The organism is Spiroplasma endosymbiont of Polydrusus pterygomalis, assembly GCF_964030635.1.
GTDB lineage: Bacteria > Bacillota_I > Bacilli_A > Mycoplasmatales > Mycoplasmataceae > Spiroplasma.
Map to the genome: position 1 here is coordinate 1,308,637 of NZ_OZ034909.1, position 16,327 is coordinate 1,324,963.

A 16,327-nucleotide genomic window follows, 5' to 3' on the forward strand; every position below is an offset into this window, starting at 1 on the left:
ATCAAGAGTTTTCGACAGAATTAAATCAAATATCTATATTAGACTTCTTGCGATACTAACAAAAATAAAAAAAATTACAAATAAAAAAATTAAATTAAACTTTAAAATAAGCATTTTTAAAAATTTTAATTGCTTTTTAAGCATAAATAATAAGATACCGCAAGAAGTCTATTTTATAAGGGTTTTTTGACTTTATCAAGATTTTTCTACAAAATTAAAGAATTTTTTTAACTCGGCTTCTTTTAAAATATCTAACATTTTATTAAAAGTGGACAGTTTCAGATAACTGAGAATTTTAATTAAAAAATGCTTTCATTTCATATTGAAGTGGTGGCATTTTTAAATTTAAATTTTTTCTTTTTTCATTATAATGAATTATATAATTATCTACAATATTTTTTACTTCTAAAATATTTTTACAGTGTGATAATTCTGAGTTCTCGGTTTTAAGAATTGAAAATTGATTTTCAATCGGTGAATTATCTAAACAATTGCCTCTTCTTGACATACTTATATTTATACCGTGTTTTTTTAATAATTTTTCATAAGCTTTTGAAGTGAAATGAATACCTTGATCAGAATTAATAGTTAATTCACCTTTGATTATTTTTCTTTTAATAATTGCTTCTTTGATACAATTATTTACTCAATTTACTGTTGGAGTTGTTGTTAAAGAATAATTTACTATTAAATTACTAAATAAATCCTTGATTGCAAATAAATATACTCATTCTGTGATTGTTTTAACATACGTAATATCAATTGATCACTTTTGATTAGTTTTTTCAGCTTTAAAATTACGTTTTAATAGATATTTATGTCGAATATGTTCATTTGTCATTTTTAAGAAATGATTAATTTTTTTTCTTGTTTTAATTCTTACACTAGAAATTCTATTAGCTAATTTAATATAACGATAAACTGTTGAATTCGACACATTAATTTTTTGCTCTTCCAAAGATAATTTAATTTGTCTGTGTCCTTTAATACTATTTTCTCTATGAATTGCTTTAATTATTTCATATATTGAATAATCAATATTTGGTTGATATTCATCACAATTTTTTGAATATTTATTTCAAGTATCATATGAAATTCTTAATTCTTTTAAATATCATGATAAAGTAATTTTTGAAACTTGCAATTCTGATTTAATAAAAGCAATTTGTTTTCTAATGTTTGTTTTTGTTTTTATCTTTGGAAGAGCTTCAAGCTTTTTTTAAAACCTCATTCTCAGCTTTTATTCTTTCATTTTCTTTTTTTATTTGCTGAATTATACTTGTAAGTGCAAGTATAATTCAGCAAATAAAAAAAATTAAATTAAACTTTAAAATAATCATTTTTAAAAATTTTAATTGCTTTTTAATCATAAATAACAAGGTATCGCAAGAAGTCTAATAAATTAAGGGTATTTTTTCTTGTTTTTATAAATCGCGTAAAAACTTTACTTATTTTTTAATTTTGTAGAAAACTCTTGATAAAGTCAAAAACCCCTATAAAATATAGAAATTTTCTTTAATTTTGTCGAAAACTCTTAATATTTATAAAATATATCTAAAATTAGGTATATTTTTAATATAAAGAGTTTTCGACAAAATTAAAGTTTCAAGTTATTTTGTTAAAATTATGTATAATTAATAGGAATAAATAAGTAACTTTTTAAATAGAAAGGGTCTTAATTTTAATATGGATAAAAAATTAATTCGTAATTTTTCAATTATTGCCCATATTGATCATGGAAAGTCAACGTTAGCAGACCGGATTTTAGAGTTAACAGGAACAGTTGAAAAACGTGAAATGCAAGAACAATTATTAGATTCAATGGACTTAGAACGTGAGCGCGGTATTACGATTAAATTAAATTCAATCCAGTTAAAATATCATGCGCAAGATCAACAAGAGTATATTTTTCATTTAATTGATACTCCCGGGCATGTTGATTTTACTTATGAAGTGTCGCGTAGTTTAGCAGCTTGTGAGGGAGCCATTTTAGTTGTTGATGCGGTACAAGGAATCGAAGCGCAAACATTAGCTAATGTTTATTTAGCAATTGATAATAATTTAACAATTATTCCGGTTATTAATAAAATTGATTTACCATCAGCTGATCCAGAACGAATTAAGGAAGAGATTGAAAATTTAATTGGGATTCCAGCAACAAATGCTCCTTTAATTAGTGCCAAGACTGGTTTAAATATTGAACAAGTCTTAGAGACAATTGTGAAAGAAATTCCGGCGCCATTAGATGCTGATGATAATAATCCGTTACAAGCTTTAATTTTTGATTCACATTATGATAAATATCGTGGAGTAATGGTTTTAATTCGTGTTAAGCAAGGAACTGTTCACGTTGGTGAAAAAATTAAATTAATGAATACAGGGGCTATTTATGAAGTCACGGAATTAGGCGTTAAAACGCCAAAAGAAGTAAAAAAAGACCAGTTGGTAGCCGGCGAAGTTGGTTGATTAGCAGCAAGCATTAAAATGGTTCGCGATGTTCGGGTGGGAGATACGATTATAAGTGTTGCAAAACCAGCACAGCATCCATTACCAGGTTATAAAAAAATGAATCCAATGGTTTTTTGTGGTTTATATCCAATTGATTCAACTAATTATAAGGACTTAAAAGAAGCGTTAGAAAAAATTAAATTATCCGATGCGTCCCTTGTTTATGAACCCGAAACATCACAAGCCTTATGTTTTGGTTTTCGCTGTGGTTTTTTAGGATTACTACACATGGATGTAATTCAAGAACGATTAGAACGGGAATATAACTTAGAATTAATTGCAACAGCTCCCTCGGTAATTTACCATGTTTATTTAACAAATAAAGAAATGAATAGTATTGATAATCCAAGTAAATTACCCGCCGTGCAAAAAATTGACCGGATTGAAGAACCTTTTGTTAAAGCAACAATTATAACCCCCGAACAACATATCGGCGCTTTAATGAAATTATGTCAAAATAAGCGGGGAACATATGTTAACTTAGAATATATTGATGATACCCGTCGAATTTTAACTTATGAAATGCCATTAAATGAAATTGTCTTTGATTTTTTTGATCGGTTAAAATCAATTAGTAAAGGTTATGCATCATTAGATTATGATTTTATTGGTTATCGTCCAAATAAATTAGTTAAAATGGATATTTTATTAAACAATGAAATTATTGATGCTTTATCAATTATTGTTCACCGTGATTTTGCTTACGGGCGCGGGAAAGCAATATGTGCTAAATTAAAAGAAATTATTCCACGCCAAAATTTTGAAGTCCCAATTCAAGCATCAATTAATCATAAGGTGATTGCCCGAGAAGATATTAAAGCAATGCGAAAAAATGTTTTAGCAAAATGTTATGGTGGAGATATTACCCGGAAAAAGAAATTATTAGAAAAACAAAAAGAAGGAAAAAAACGGATGAAAGCAATTGGGTCAGTTGAAGTGCCACAAGAAGCTTTTATGGCGGTATTAAAATTAGATGATTAATTGCTAATATATAGCAATTTTTTATTAAATGGCGTCCTGTACGATGAACCGGTAAAAAAATTATTGTGAGATTGTTTTTTTTATTTTTCCTGAATTGTAAAATTAAATGGGTGGATAGGTTACAATAAGTTGGACCATATTTATGTGGACTTTCAAATAAATATTAGACTGCACCCCAAAAAGTAAGTAAAGAAAAAAAGTCTTTGCTAAACTTTAAAGGAGGTGCGTTTTTATATGGCAAGAAAAGGACAAAAATTTAATAAATATACAGCAGATTTTCGAAAAATGATAGGACAAGAGGTTAAAAATAATAGTATAAGTTTTATTGCAAAAAAATATGCAATTAATAAAAAAACTGTTGCTTCATGGTATGAAAATTTTAAGAAAGGAATTTTAAGCACCAATAAAGGTCCAAAAGAATCATTTGAAAAAAGAGATTTAAACTATTACAAAGTTAGGTATGAATTATTAAAAAAGCTTCATGACTTTTACAATTAAATAAAAGAAAAATTGTATTTTTTATCAAAGAAAACATTAATAAATATCCACTAAATTTATTACTTGATATAACAGATTTAAAGCGTAGTTATTGAGATAAATATAAAAATTATTCAAGTAATGGTAAGGATAGCGAATCATTAAAAAATATTGTAAAAGTCTATGAAGAAAATTTAAAACAATTTGGTTATCGTCGAATTACCAAATATTTAAAAGAAGATTATGGCATTGTTTATAATGCTAAGAAAGTATTACGAATTATGAAAGAAAATAATATTCAAGCTGAATATGTAAATCGTATGCGTAGAAAAATATTAATAAAACAAAATAGAAATAAAAATGCCAAATTGTAAAGTTAAGTGCAACTAAATTATTTTTCTAACCAAATATTCGATTGGCGAAAGATAATTTAGTATTTTTCTTGGTCTTTGGTTTAAAGACAATATAAATTTATGAACTGCATTTTTAGTAGTATTTGAAAAATTAAATTTTTTAGGAAATTTTTCTCTAATTAAACCATTAGTATTTTCATTAGTACCTCTTTGTCAGGGTGAATATGCATTAGCAAAATAAATTTTCACATTTAAATTTTTTTCAAGTTGTTGTCAATTAGCAAATTCTTTACCACAATCAAATGTTATAGTCTTAACAAGATTATTTGGAAGAATTGATAAATAATGGCTAATATTTTCGTTAATAACTTTAGTAGTTCTATTTTCAACTAATATTGCTAAAGTAAATCTTGATGTTCTTTCAACTAAAGTTATTAAACATGATTTACTTTTACCTCGTGATGATACTACGGTATCACCTTCTCAATGACCAAGAGTTACGCTATTATTAACATTAGCATTTCGTTCTTTAATTGATTTACCATTAAATTTACCCCGATTTTCTTGATATTTTCGTTTCTTACCTTTTCTTCTTAAATTTTTATTAGTAACTTTTTCAAGTAATCCAGAATAAATTCAATTGTAAATTGTTTTAAAACTAATAATTCATTCTTTATGAAAATTTTTAATTCTGCCATAAATTTGTTCGGGTGATCAACCTAATAATAATTTTTGTTGTACATATTAGACTGCACCCCGTTTAGTAAGTATTAATAAAAAGGTTTACAAACTTTTATTTATTATATCTTTTTCTTTTTGGTTTGAATATCATTTATTTAATTTTTTAACATCATTAATATATTCATTATGAGATTTATAATTTTTATTATGGATTGTTCCTTTTTTAAGTAATGAATGAAAACTTTCAATAATAATGTTGTCTGCACAATGATAATTTTTACCCATTGAAATTATAATTTTGTTATCTAAACATTTACTATTATAATCTTTAGATGTATATTGATATCCGTGATCTGAATGAATTATTGTTTTATTTAGATCTTTTTTTATTTTTTTAATTTTATTAATTGCAGCATTTAAATTATCAATTACAAGTTTGTTATTATTAAATTTTGATCATTTTACATCAATAATTTCTTTAGTATATCCATCAATTATTGTTGATTGATAATGTTTTTTACCATTTCAAATTAAATAAGTTACATCAGTAAATAAAATTGAAAATCTTTCTTTAATATCATTAAAATTACGATTTACTAAATCAGGATATTTAATTATATTTGCTGAATTATACTTGTAAGTGCAAGTAAATAAAATTGCAAAAAATCTCATATAAAAATTTTATGATGCTAAGTTTATTTTAGAAAAAATAAAGCAAGGAGTTTTTATATGAGATATAAACATCTTGGCATAGATGAAAGAATTTATATTGAGAATCAATTGAAGTTTAAAATAAAAATTAGTGAAATAGCTAAAAATCTTAATCGAAGTATTAGTACTATTATTCGAGAAGTTAATAGAAATAAAGATAATAATCATTATTTTTCATTAATTGCACAAAATAAAGCAGAAAATAGAAAACAATCACATATTTATTTTCATAAGTTTAAAAATAGAGAATTAGTAAAATATAGACTGCACCCAAAAAAGTAAGTAAAGAAAAAAAGTCTTTGCTAAACTTTAAAGGAGGTGCATTTTTATATGGCAAGAAAAGGACAAAAATTTAATAAATATACAGCAGATTTTCGAAAAATGATAGGACAAGAGGTTAAAAATAATAGTATAAGTTTTATTGCAAAAAAATATGCAATTAATAAAAAAACTGTTGCTTCATGGTATGAAAATTTTAAGAAAGGGATTTTAAACACCAATAAAGGTCCAAAAGAATCATTTGAAAAAAGAGATTTAAACTATTACAAAGTTAGGTATGAATTATTAAAAAAGCTTCATGACTTTTACAATTAAATAAAAGAAAAATTGTATTTTTTATCAAAGAAAACCTTAATAAATATCCACTAAATTTATTACTTGATATAACAGATTTAAAGCGTAGTTATTGAGATAAATATAAAAATTATTCAAGTAATGGTAAGGATAGTGAACCATTAAAAAATATTGTAAAAGTCTATGAAGAAAATTTAAAACAATTTGGTTATCGTCGAATTACCAAATATTTAAAAGAAGATTATGGCATTGTTTATAATGCTAAGAAAGTATTACGAATTATGAAAGAAAATAATATTCAAGCTGAATATGTAAAGCGTATGCGTAGAAAAATATTAATAAAACAAAATAGAAATAAAAATATAATTAAATATCCTGATTTAGTAAATCGTAATTTTAATGATATTAAAGAAAGATTTTTAATTTTATTTACTGATGTAACTTATTTAATTTGAAATGGTAAAAAACATTATCAATCAACAATAATTGATGGATATACTAAAGAAATTATTGATGTAAAATGATCAAAATTTAATAATAACAAACTTGTAATTGATAATTTAAATGCTGCAATTAATAAAATTAAAAAAATAAAAAAAGATCTAAATAAAACAATAATTCATTCAGATCACGGATATCAATATACATCTAAAGATTATAATAGTAAATGTTTAGATAACAAAATTATAATTTCAATGGGTAAAAATTATCATTGTGCAGACAACATTATTATTGAAAGTTTTCATTCATTACTTAAAAAAGGAACAATCCATAATAAAAATTATAAATCTCATAATGAATATATTAATGATGTTAAAAAATGAAATAAATGATATTCAAACCAAAAAGAAAAAGATATAATAAATGAAAGTTTGTAAACCTTTTTATTAATACTTACTAAACGGGGTGCAGTCTATTTTGGTGAAACAATAGCAATATATCCTTGTGTTTATAATGAATCCAATAGTCTTAATAAATTATCTCTATCTTTTGAGCCATTGGCATTTGTATATAAACAATTTTCTATAAAAATTAAATATTTTAGTTTATTATTATTTGATAATATTTCCTCAAATGGTTTTTCATTTTTCAAATAATTTATAATAAATTTAGAGTGTTCTTTTCAATCTTTGTTTATAAATTCTTGTTTATCTAATAACATATTATCTTTAAAAGCAACAATAGCCGTAGTACCAGTTCCTGATGAGTCAATACCTATTTTTATTCCCATCTTGCTCATTCTTCATCATTATTATTAACTGTTGGTACTACATTAGAAATATCTTCTTCTTTAACTACATTATCATTAGTGTCCGCTATTTCTTCATAAGATAGGGTATTTATATTATTTGATAAGGGTTTATCGCTCATCTGCCCCTTATTTTTGGCGACAGTAATATCATTAAAAGGTATATAATCAAAATTACCATCTTCTTTTATTTCTTTTTCATCTAAATCAATGTCAGTAATATCTACACCTAATTCTTGGGCTAATTTACGATATAATTTTGCTTCAACCATTTCTTTTGGTCATTTATTTCAAGGCGAATATTCACTATTTCCACTTGGACTACTATTTTTTAAACGGTCAATATCGGCTTTTCTTAATAAAATTCCTTTTGTTTCACCAGTTAATCGATTAATTCCAAAAGCATAAGCACCAATAATATTTTCATATTGACTGGTATTTGTCATAAAATCTATTTCATGTAATTTGGTTTTTTGTAAATCAGTATCTCATACAAATTTTTCACTTTTATAAATAATTCCTCGTTTTAACATTCAATTTTCTTGTTCCATTCTTTTTTGAAACACACTACTATCAATAATAGTTGTTAATTTATTTTTAAATGGAATAATATTAAAATCTTTGCCAAAAATTAAACCTTTATTACTTAAATTAATAATTCCTAAGGCTGTAATTTTTCCATTATCAGCATTACCCACTAAATTCATATAACTTTGATTATTTTTTAATTTTAGTTCTTGTAAAGCAATTAAATTTTCTTGTAAATATTTAGCATTAACATTTAATTCATATGCTTTAATTGCTGTTTCTACTAATTATTTTATTCCCATTTGATTATTCATAATTATTTCTCTCCTTTATTTATTTTGAATTTAATTCCATTAACACCAATAGTATTAATGTTTTTATTACTATCTCATTGTTTTTTAATTTCGTTTTTAACAATTTGTTCATCAACAATTAAATAATTTTTAATTAAATTAATAAGTTCTAATTTATCAGCATTTTGTAAAAAATCATCATTAACACTCAAAATATCAATATCTTTAATTAATATTTTTTATTTCCGAAATTTACTAGTAGTTTTTTATAAATCTTGTTCTATTTTTGCTACATCTTCCATAACACGAACTTGTTCATCTTCAATTTGGTCCATGTCTAACCCCATATCAGGCGTTAAGTTATTAGCATATTCAACCCTATTTTCTTGTTCTTGTTTTTTAGTTTGAATAAACTGTTGTTGTTTTAAGTATTGAACTTGTATTAGGCTATTTTTAATTTCAATTTTATTATTTTGAAGTACTTTTTATAAATTAATAATATTAACTCTAATTCGATTTACTTCATCTTTAAAATCTTTTATTAATTCTAATGGTTCTCTAAAAACAAAATAAATTTTACTAATAGCACTGGGTATATCTTTTAAATGTATATCTTGATAACCATTTAATGCATAATGATTAAGATGACGATAGATAAACTCTGCTAATTCTTGACCATGATTATCAATTCAATTTTTAATTGGTAATGCTTTTAAACTTAATTATTTAAAATCATTACCTTTTAAATAAAATGGATAGGTAATATTTTTAATTTGATTATTCAACTTTAAATCTACCATAATTAAATTTCCTCCAAATCCATTTCACTTATTAAATTATCAATATATTCGTAAGCAGTCTCTTCTGAATAACATTCTTCTAATGCGATATTAAATAAATCTTCTTCGCTATAAACATAACCACTTTCATCTTTTCACATATTATTCATAATTTATCACTTCGTAGTCTGCTTCTTCATCTTCTAAATAATCATCTATTAAACTTTTAACCTCATCAATTTCATATCATTTTAAATTTAAATCAAAATCTTTTGGCAATGAAATATTACCTACATGTCGCTCTTCATTACCAAATTTAAGATATAAATTTAATTCTCAACTCATATCATAGTCACTATCAATTTGTGCATAAATAATATCTTTATTACTAATTTTTAATGCGTTATTATTAATTCATTTTTCATTTAAGTAATCACTAATACAATATGACATTTTCTTATTCCTCCTAATTATTTTTATTGTTTAATGCTCAATGTTCATCAGTAATATCTTCTTGTGATACTGAATAACTTTTAAGCATTAATTCATTCAATTTATTTTCTTTATTGCATTCTTTATGAAAACAATAACCTCAATATCTTTGTTTAAGACAAATTTTATTTAACTTTTTCATATAAACCTCCTAAATTATTTGATTGATTTTTTTCTCAATTTGTAATATTTTTCAACCATCTGATGCTAAATCTAAAATATCGTTAATTTTGTAATGTTGCATATAAGAAGCAATAACGTCTCATTTATCTTCAAATAAATTTAAATACATTTTTGCCCATTCTAAACATTGCAAATCATAATGATTTTTATGATGAGAAATACGACAATTAACAGGTTGACAATTCACTCAATCAAATAATGTTGTTATTTCATTTCAAGTTTTATTAATATACAAACTTTTATATTCTGTCATTATATTTCCTCCTATTTTTAATTCGCTGGCACTTTCACTTGGGAGTGAGTGCCAAAGCGATAATTAGTTATATAAGTATTTATCTATTTATTTACTACGCCATCCGCTTCACTGGGGGTGAGCGGTGGCGATAATATATTTAATATTTATTTATTATTAGATAATAGACAGTTGTTTTTTATTGTTTACGCCAGAGAATTCTCTCTCTTCATCCGCACTATTTCAGGTCAAAACGTTCAGTTTTTAAAATAAATTCACTTGCACCTTGAAGATCCTAATGCTGGCTTTGTGGTTTTTAAACCGCTGCCATCCTCGATGGGACAATATATATCGCAAATTTATTTATAAAGTGGCCATCTCTATTTTTATTGTCGTTTGATGTTGACCTTGCACTTATCACGACTATCGCTTAGTTTAAATATAACCAGCGCCGATTTACATATTTCCTCATACACTATTTCAGTACTTGCCTCGGCTGGCTGTGGAAATTAGATTAAACTCATGTTCTTATGGAAGCACTTAGTTATTTAAAATAACCGTCCCACACTGCATTAAGTTGTTTTATAAAATCAAAGTTTAAAATAACCAGTTTCTCAATCAAAGATAATTTTTGAATTTTCTATTTTTTGATAAAATCGCTTTTGTTTCTTATCTTTTGTACGATTTAATAAATCTTTGTGTTTATCACAAGTTCATAAAACTTTATTTGATAAAAATTATTCGGTAATGAATGATATTGATTTATAGCAATTATCAACATCACATATTGTTCGTTGCGTATTAATTTCCATTACTTACTCCTTTCTTTGACATTAAGTTTTTTTATTTATTAGCCAAATTAATTAACTAAAACAGAGAAAGGACAACACCTTAAATTAGGAGAAAAAAACAGGTACACTTTGTAAAGATTTATAAGATATTTAATAAATGTGTAATACAACTTTTTTCGTTAACTTAAAGTTGTGATAAAAAGTTTATATTTTAAGAATTTAAGATGCTGCCCTTTCTCTGAATTAATTAATAATTATGGGTTTACAAATAAAAAAACAACCCCTTTTATTTAACAAGAATTGTTTTTTGGAGGTTCATCGTACACGATGCCATATCAAGAGTTTTCAACAAAATTAAAGAAATAGTTGCAATTAATTAAAAAAGAATTATAATAAAACCATAAATATTAGAGGAGTAATTAATAACATAGTTCAGAGAGTTAATTGGCGGTGTGAAATTAATCTATTGTTTTAATGAAGGTTGCTAAATATTTTAACTTGATATTTTAATTAAGGTAGTAAGTAATACTTATTAAAGAAGGATGGTACCGTAATTATTGCATAATAATTGCTCCTATTATTTTGTTTAAATAATAGGAGTTTTTATTTAGAAAGGATAGCGTATGGAAAAAGAATTAACAAAGAAATATAATCATGACTTGGTCGAAAAAGGAAAGTATCAATTTTGGAAAACAGTGGGTTATTTTACAGCGGATGTGAAAAGTAAACAACCAAGTTTTAGTATTGTCATCCCACCCCCAAACGTAACTGGAAAACTACATTTAGGACATGCTTGGGATACAACATTACAAGATTTAATTATTCGTTATAAAAAATTAATGGGATTTGATACATTATATTTACCAGGAATGGATCATGCCGGAATTGCTACCCAAACAAAAGTTGAAGAGTGCTTACGCGTAACAAAAAAGATGTTACGTCATGATTTAGGGCGTGAAAAGTTTATTGAACAAGTTTGAGCATGAAAAGAAGAATATGCCGAAGTTATTCGAGAACAATGAGCTAAGTTAGGATTAGCATTGGATTATTCTCGCGAACAATTTACTTTAAATGAAAATTTATCAGCAGCAGTGCAAAAAGTATTTATTGATTTATATCAAAAAGGATTAATTTATCGTGGCAAACGAATTATTTCATGAGACCCAATGCAAAAAACTGCTTTATCAAATATTGAAGTTATTTATCAAAAGCAACAAGGAAAAATGTATTATTTTAAATATTTTTTAGAAAATAGTACAAGCGATTTTATAACAATTGCAACAACTCGTCCAGAAACAATGTTTGCTGATCAATGTGTTGTCGTTAATCCAAATGATAAGTGCTATCGACAATATTGAAATAAGAAAGTCGTAAATCCAGCGAATGGTGAATTAATTCCTGTTATTTGTGATGATTATGTTGATCAAGATTTTGGGACGGGGGCAATGAAATGTACACCAGCCCATGATGCTAATGATTTTGAAATTGCTTTGCGTCATCATTTAGCAATGCCAATTTGTATTAATTTAGATGGGACAATGAATGAACTAGCTGGGGAATATAATAACCAAGATCGTTTTACCGCTCGTCAGAATTTAGTTAATGATTTAAATAAACAGAAATTAGTCGTTGAAATTAAAGATCATTTTCATCAAGTCGGTTTTTCAGAACGAAGTGGGGTTATTGTTGAACCATATTTATCCGATCAATGATTTGTTAAAATGCCTTATTTTGCTGAAAAAATTATTAAATTTCAAGCAACAAATGACCAAATTAAGTTTTACCCGTCTCGTTTTAATACAACATTAATTAATTGAATGGAAAATGTGCAAGACTGATGTATTTCACGTCAATTATGATGAGGGCACCAAATTCCTGCTTGATATCATAAAGATGATTTAATGAAGATTCATGTTGGTTTAACAGCACCAGATAATAGTAAAAATTGAGTGCAAGATGAAGATGTCTTAGACACTTGATTTTCGTCGGCATTATGACCAATGACAACTTTAGGATGAACTTGAGATGAAACATTATTTCAACGTTATTTTCCAACCATTGTTTTAGTTACTGGTTATGATATTATTTTCTTTTGGGTTTCGAGAATGATGTTTGAATCATTAGAATTTACCAATAAAAAACCGTTTAATGATGTTTTAATTCATGGATTAATTCGGGATGAAGAAGGACGTAAAATGAGTAAATCCTTAGGAAATGGGATTGACCCAATGGATGTTATTAAAGAATATGGGGCTGATACCTTACGTTATTTTTTAGTTACAAATAGTGCGCCCGGTCAAGACTTACGTTTTTCTTTAGAGAAGGTAAAAAGGGCATGAAATTTTATTAATAAATTATGAAATGCTGCTCGATATGTTGAAATGAATTTACCAAGTAATTTCAAGCCATTAGCTAATTTTGACCAAGAGATTAATAAATTATTAGCACATCAAGCGAATGCGATTGATCAATGAATTTTAACGGAATTAACAAAAACAATTGTAAAAGTTCAAACTAATATGGAGAAATATGAGTTTGTGTTAGTCGGTAAAGATTTGTATGTTTTTGTGTGAAATAAGTTTTGTTCATGATATATTGAATTAACAAAAGTTAATTTGCAAATCGATAATGTCACCATTCAAATGGCATCGTTACAAACATTATTTTATGTGCTAAAACAAATTTTAATTATGTTGCATCCTTTTATTCCATTTGTAACAGAAGAGATTTATCAGAAACTAAATTTAAAACAATCAATTATGTTAGAAAATTATCCAACAACTAATTTTAATTATGATGTTGATTATTTAAATGTAGTGACCGAAATTGTTGCTGCTATACGAGAAGTGCGTAGTGATTATCAAGTTAAAAAACAACAGGAAATTGAAATTTGAGTTGATCAAACAAGTAGCAAAAATAAAATTAATACAGCATTAATTACTTTAATTAATGAATTTATTTTAAAAATGGTAAATAGTAAAATTATTGGTGTTTTGGAACAAAAAGATGAGCATCAAAAATATTTAACAATTCCATTATCCAATGTTATTTTAGAAGTTGTAGCAAATGATATTATTGATGAAACCACTGAACAAGAAAAAATAACAATCAAATTAAATCGGCTAGAGCAAGAAATAAAACGAAGTAAAAACATTTTGGAAAATCAAAACTTTTTAGCAAAAGCTAGCGCGGAAAAGATTAAGATTGAGCAAGAAAAATATGCCCAGTATTTAGAGCAATATCAACAGTTAAAAGAGAAAATAACTAATGAAAACTCTAACAATTAATATTATTGGGGCCGGATTGGTAGGAACAGAAACAGCGTATCAATTATCACAAAGAGGTTTTAAAGTTAACTTATATGAGAGTAAACGGTTAATTAAGAATCCGGTGCAAAAACAAGATTCATTTGATGAGTTAGTTTGTTCTAATTTCTTGCGCAGTTATAGTTTAACGAATGGAGTTGGCTTGTTGAAACATGAAATGTTAGCCTTTGATTCCTTAATTATTAAGGCAGCATATACAAGTCGTGTTTCAGCGGGAGGATCATTAGCTGTTGATCGCCACCAATTTTTAGTCTATATTACAACATGGTTAACAAATAATTCAAATGTAACTTTAATTGACCAAGAAGTAACAACAATTGATCCGAATGCCATTACCTTATTTGCTTCTAGTCCATTAACAACTCCAAAATTGCAGGCTACAATGCAAGAATTATTAGGGCAAGAATATTTTTATTTTTATGCTGCTGCTGCCCCAATTATTACCAAAGAAAGTATTTATTTTACGAAGGTATATTATAAGTCACGTTATGACCAAGGCGATAGTAAAGATTATATTAATTGTCCAATGACAAAAGATGAGTTTGACTTATGAGTTCAACCATTAATTACTGCGGAGACAGTAACTTTACATGATTTTGAAAAAGAAATTTATTTTGAAGGATGTATGCCAATTGTGTATAAACCACATACATTTTGTATTTTTGGTATTTACATTTTTAAAAAATTGATTTTATTAATATTTTAAAAATGTAAATACCAAAAATACAAAATGTATGTGGTTTATACAAAAATTATTAAAACTACAATAGACTTCTTGCGATACCTGATTATTTATGCTTAAAAAGCAATTAAAATTTTTAAAAATAATTATTTTAAAGTTTAATTTAATTTTTTTTATTTGTAATTTTTTTATTTTTGTTAGTATCGCAAGAAGTATAATGATGAAAGTTAATGAAGTTCACCCAATTTGAGAAAAAAGATAACTTAGTATGTCAATATCTAGCAAAAATTTCGCAAAATTATTTAATTGATGATGTTTGTAATGTATATTGATTATTTCAAGGATGATTTGGTTTTGGTTTATGTGCTTTAGATTTGGGAACTTTGTTTTCAATATTTTTAATAGGAACCGGAATGTATTCTAATAAATTATATATTTGATTGTTATATTTAAAATATAATGTTTCATCAAATGCTTTAATTACTGTAATTTTTGTTTTTGAATTAAAGACTTTTAACTTTTTATTATTATAAGCCATATATTTTTTATTGTTATAACTAATTGATGAACCATTGTCTGTTTGTCGCGTTGAAGTAATTGATAAAAATAAATTAATTTTGTCATTATTAGGAGCGTCAACAAAGACAGAATTGTTATAATCAATAAGAATGGCAAATTGTTTATTGAATTTGGTTATAAATTCTTTTAAGAATGTATTTGCTTCTTCAATAGTGGTTACTCCTGCGAGAATTAATTAATTTTTCAAGCGATCTTGTAGAGTGCCTCATAAACGTTCAATTCGTCCCTTTTGAAGAAGTTATGATTTCGACACCTAATTCATCACAGCATCGTCTGAATTGAGTAAAGGTGTCTTTTTCTTCGGTTTTATCACTATTTTTTTGGTATGTAAAGATTGTTCGTTTATCGGTATAAAATGTAATGGGAATTCCATAATTTCGTAAAATTTGATGTAAAACATTATAATAACCTTGTAATGTTTCTTGATAAGCAAAATATAATCCAACAACCGTATTTGTTGTATCATCAATTGCGCCATGTAAAAATCATTTTGAACCATTTTCCTAATCAATGATGTTCACTAGCATCAGCTTGTAATAGTTCGCCGAAACATTTTCGACGTTCTCTTAAAGGGTGGGTTTTATCTTTTTTCTTTATTTTTTGCTTTCGAGGTGTTTTAATTTGATTTAAGGACATTAATTTGTATAAAACTGAATATGAAATGTTTATTCCTTCATTTTCGATTAATTTTTCTTTGAAATGAGTAAAATTAAAGCCAATATATTTAGTTTTATATAAATTTATAATCTTTTCACAAATTTGTGGATTTGTTTTATTGTGAGCTATCCTTCCACGAGAATGGTGAGCAAATGATTGACTATTTTGTGGATCATAAAGTTTTATAATTTGTTCAATGCGACGAATTGATAAGTGTAAAATATTTGCAGCTCTTTGCTTTGATATTTTATT

At 25.7% G+C, this 16,327-nt stretch carries 19 protein-coding genes and 1 pseudogene; 8 read left to right on the forward strand and 12 right to left on the reverse strand.

Annotated features, from left to right (window positions below; translation table 4 throughout):
- Positions 1 to 295: 295 nt before the first annotated feature.
- Positions 296 to 1,144 (reverse strand): IS3 family transposase, encoded by an 849-nt coding sequence (locus tag ACQH23_RS08400; protein ID WP_425377984.1) that lies wholly within the window; start codon positions 1,142 to 1,144, stop codon positions 296 to 298.
- Positions 1,145 to 1,686: 542 nt separating this feature from the next.
- Here ACQH23_RS08400 and lepA point away from each other — a divergent pair.
- From lepA to ACQH23_RS08415, 3 genes and pseudogenes are all read left to right on the forward strand, one after another.
- Complete coding sequence (lepA, locus tag ACQH23_RS08405) at positions 1,687 to 3,489, forward strand: translation elongation factor 4 (protein ID WP_425377985.1); 1,803 nt, start codon at positions 1,687 to 1,689, stop codon at positions 3,487 to 3,489.
- Between the two features lie 234 nt (positions 3,490 to 3,723).
- Positions 3,724 to 3,987 carry a transposase family protein gene (locus ACQH23_RS08410; protein WP_425377986.1) on the forward strand — a complete coding sequence of 88 codons (264 nt, stop codon included), beginning with the start codon at positions 3,724 to 3,726 and terminating at the stop codon, positions 3,985 to 3,987.
- 173 nt (positions 3,988 to 4,160) lie between these two features.
- A pseudogene (locus tag ACQH23_RS08415) lies at positions 4,161 to 4,223 on the forward strand (hypothetical protein); the annotation flags it as partial.
- Between the two features lie 129 nt (positions 4,224 to 4,352).
- Here ACQH23_RS08415 and ACQH23_RS08420 read toward each other — a convergent pair.
- Positions 4,353 to 5,048 (reverse strand): IS30 family transposase, encoded by a 696-nt coding sequence (locus ACQH23_RS08420; protein ID WP_425379332.1) that lies wholly within the window; start codon positions 5,046 to 5,048, stop codon positions 4,353 to 4,355.
- 54 nt (positions 5,049 to 5,102) lie between these two features.
- Positions 5,103 to 5,672 carry a DDE-type integrase/transposase/recombinase gene (locus ACQH23_RS08425; RefSeq protein ID WP_425377987.1) on the reverse strand — a complete coding sequence of 190 codons (570 nt, stop codon included), beginning with the start codon at positions 5,670 to 5,672 and terminating at the stop codon, positions 5,103 to 5,105.
- A gap of 57 nt (positions 5,673 to 5,729) precedes the next feature.
- Here ACQH23_RS08425 and ACQH23_RS08430 point away from each other — a divergent pair, with 57 nt between their 5' ends.
- The 3 genes from ACQH23_RS08430 to ACQH23_RS08440 all read left to right on the forward strand — a co-directional run bounded on the left by ACQH23_RS08430 (position 5,730) and on the right by ACQH23_RS08440 (position 7,162).
- Complete coding sequence (locus ACQH23_RS08430) at positions 5,730 to 5,993, forward strand: helix-turn-helix domain-containing protein (RefSeq protein ID WP_425377988.1); 264 nt, start codon at positions 5,730 to 5,732, stop codon at positions 5,991 to 5,993.
- A 48-nt stretch (positions 5,994 to 6,041) separates the two neighbouring features.
- A complete protein-coding gene (locus ACQH23_RS08435) occupies positions 6,042 to 6,305 on the forward strand; it encodes a transposase family protein (RefSeq protein WP_425377767.1) in 264 nt (87 codons plus the stop codon).
- 260 nt (positions 6,306 to 6,565) lie between these two features.
- The gene (locus tag ACQH23_RS08440; RefSeq protein WP_425377989.1) at positions 6,566 to 7,162 is read left to right on the forward strand and encodes a DDE-type integrase/transposase/recombinase; all 597 of its coding nucleotides are present in this window, start codon (positions 6,566 to 6,568) and stop codon (positions 7,160 to 7,162) included.
- A 71-nt stretch (positions 7,163 to 7,233) separates the two neighbouring features.
- On the opposite strand, the gene ACQH23_RS08445 is transcribed toward ACQH23_RS08440, so the two are convergent.
- From ACQH23_RS08445 to ACQH23_RS08475, 7 genes are all read right to left on the reverse strand, one after another.
- Positions 7,234 to 7,524 (reverse strand): hypothetical protein, encoded by a 291-nt coding sequence (locus ACQH23_RS08445; RefSeq protein WP_425377990.1) that lies wholly within the window; start codon positions 7,522 to 7,524, stop codon positions 7,234 to 7,236.
- Entirely contained in the window at positions 7,506 to 8,240 is a 735-nt protein-coding gene (locus tag ACQH23_RS08450; RefSeq protein WP_425377991.1) for a recombinase RecT, read from the reverse strand. The genes ACQH23_RS08445 and ACQH23_RS08450 overlap by 19 nt, the downstream gene beginning before the upstream one ends.
- Positions 8,241 to 8,377: 137 nt before the next feature.
- Positions 8,378 to 8,566 (reverse strand): hypothetical protein, encoded by a 189-nt coding sequence (locus ACQH23_RS08455; RefSeq protein ID WP_425377992.1) that lies wholly within the window; start codon positions 8,564 to 8,566, stop codon positions 8,378 to 8,380.
- 590 nt (positions 8,567 to 9,156) lie between these two features.
- Complete coding sequence (locus tag ACQH23_RS08460) at positions 9,157 to 9,303, reverse strand: hypothetical protein (protein WP_425377993.1); 147 nt, start codon at positions 9,301 to 9,303, stop codon at positions 9,157 to 9,159.
- Entirely contained in the window at positions 9,296 to 9,586 is a 291-nt protein-coding gene (locus ACQH23_RS08465; RefSeq protein ID WP_425377994.1) for a hypothetical protein, read from the reverse strand. Before ACQH23_RS08465 ends, ACQH23_RS08460 begins: the two co-directional genes overlap by 8 nt.
- Before the next feature lie 13 nt (positions 9,587 to 9,599).
- Positions 9,600 to 9,767, reverse strand: a complete 168-nt coding sequence (locus ACQH23_RS08470; protein ID WP_425377995.1) for a hypothetical protein — start codon at positions 9,765 to 9,767, stop codon at positions 9,600 to 9,602.
- A 9-nt stretch (positions 9,768 to 9,776) separates the two neighbouring features.
- A complete protein-coding gene (locus tag ACQH23_RS08475; protein ID WP_425377996.1) occupies positions 9,777 to 10,061 on the reverse strand; it encodes a hypothetical protein in 285 nt (94 codons plus the stop codon).
- A 1,393-nt stretch (positions 10,062 to 11,454) separates the two neighbouring features.
- Here ACQH23_RS08475 and ACQH23_RS08480 point away from each other — a divergent pair.
- Both ACQH23_RS08480 and trmFO read left to right on the forward strand, forming a co-directional pair.
- Complete coding sequence (locus tag ACQH23_RS08480) at positions 11,455 to 14,118, forward strand: valine--tRNA ligase (RefSeq protein WP_425377997.1); 2,664 nt, start codon at positions 11,455 to 11,457, stop codon at positions 14,116 to 14,118.
- Positions 14,099 to 14,863 carry a methylenetetrahydrofolate--tRNA-(uracil(54)-C(5))-methyltransferase (FADH(2)-oxidizing) TrmFO gene (trmFO, locus tag ACQH23_RS08485; protein WP_425377998.1) on the forward strand — a complete coding sequence of 255 codons (765 nt, stop codon included), beginning with the start codon at positions 14,099 to 14,101 and terminating at the stop codon, positions 14,861 to 14,863. The genes ACQH23_RS08480 and trmFO overlap by 20 nt, the downstream gene beginning before the upstream one ends.
- A 274-nt stretch (positions 14,864 to 15,137) precedes the next feature.
- On the opposite strand, the gene ACQH23_RS08490 is transcribed toward trmFO, so the two are convergent.
- Both ACQH23_RS08490 and ACQH23_RS08495 read right to left on the reverse strand, forming a co-directional pair.
- Positions 15,138 to 15,377 (reverse strand): hypothetical protein, encoded by a 240-nt coding sequence (locus tag ACQH23_RS08490; protein WP_425377999.1) that lies wholly within the window; start codon positions 15,375 to 15,377, stop codon positions 15,138 to 15,140.
- 440 nt (positions 15,378 to 15,817) lie between these two features.
- Positions 15,818 to 16,054 (reverse strand): hypothetical protein, encoded by a 237-nt coding sequence (locus ACQH23_RS08495; protein ID WP_425378000.1) that lies wholly within the window; start codon positions 16,052 to 16,054, stop codon positions 15,818 to 15,820.
- Between the last annotated feature and the right edge of the window lie 273 nt (positions 16,055 to 16,327).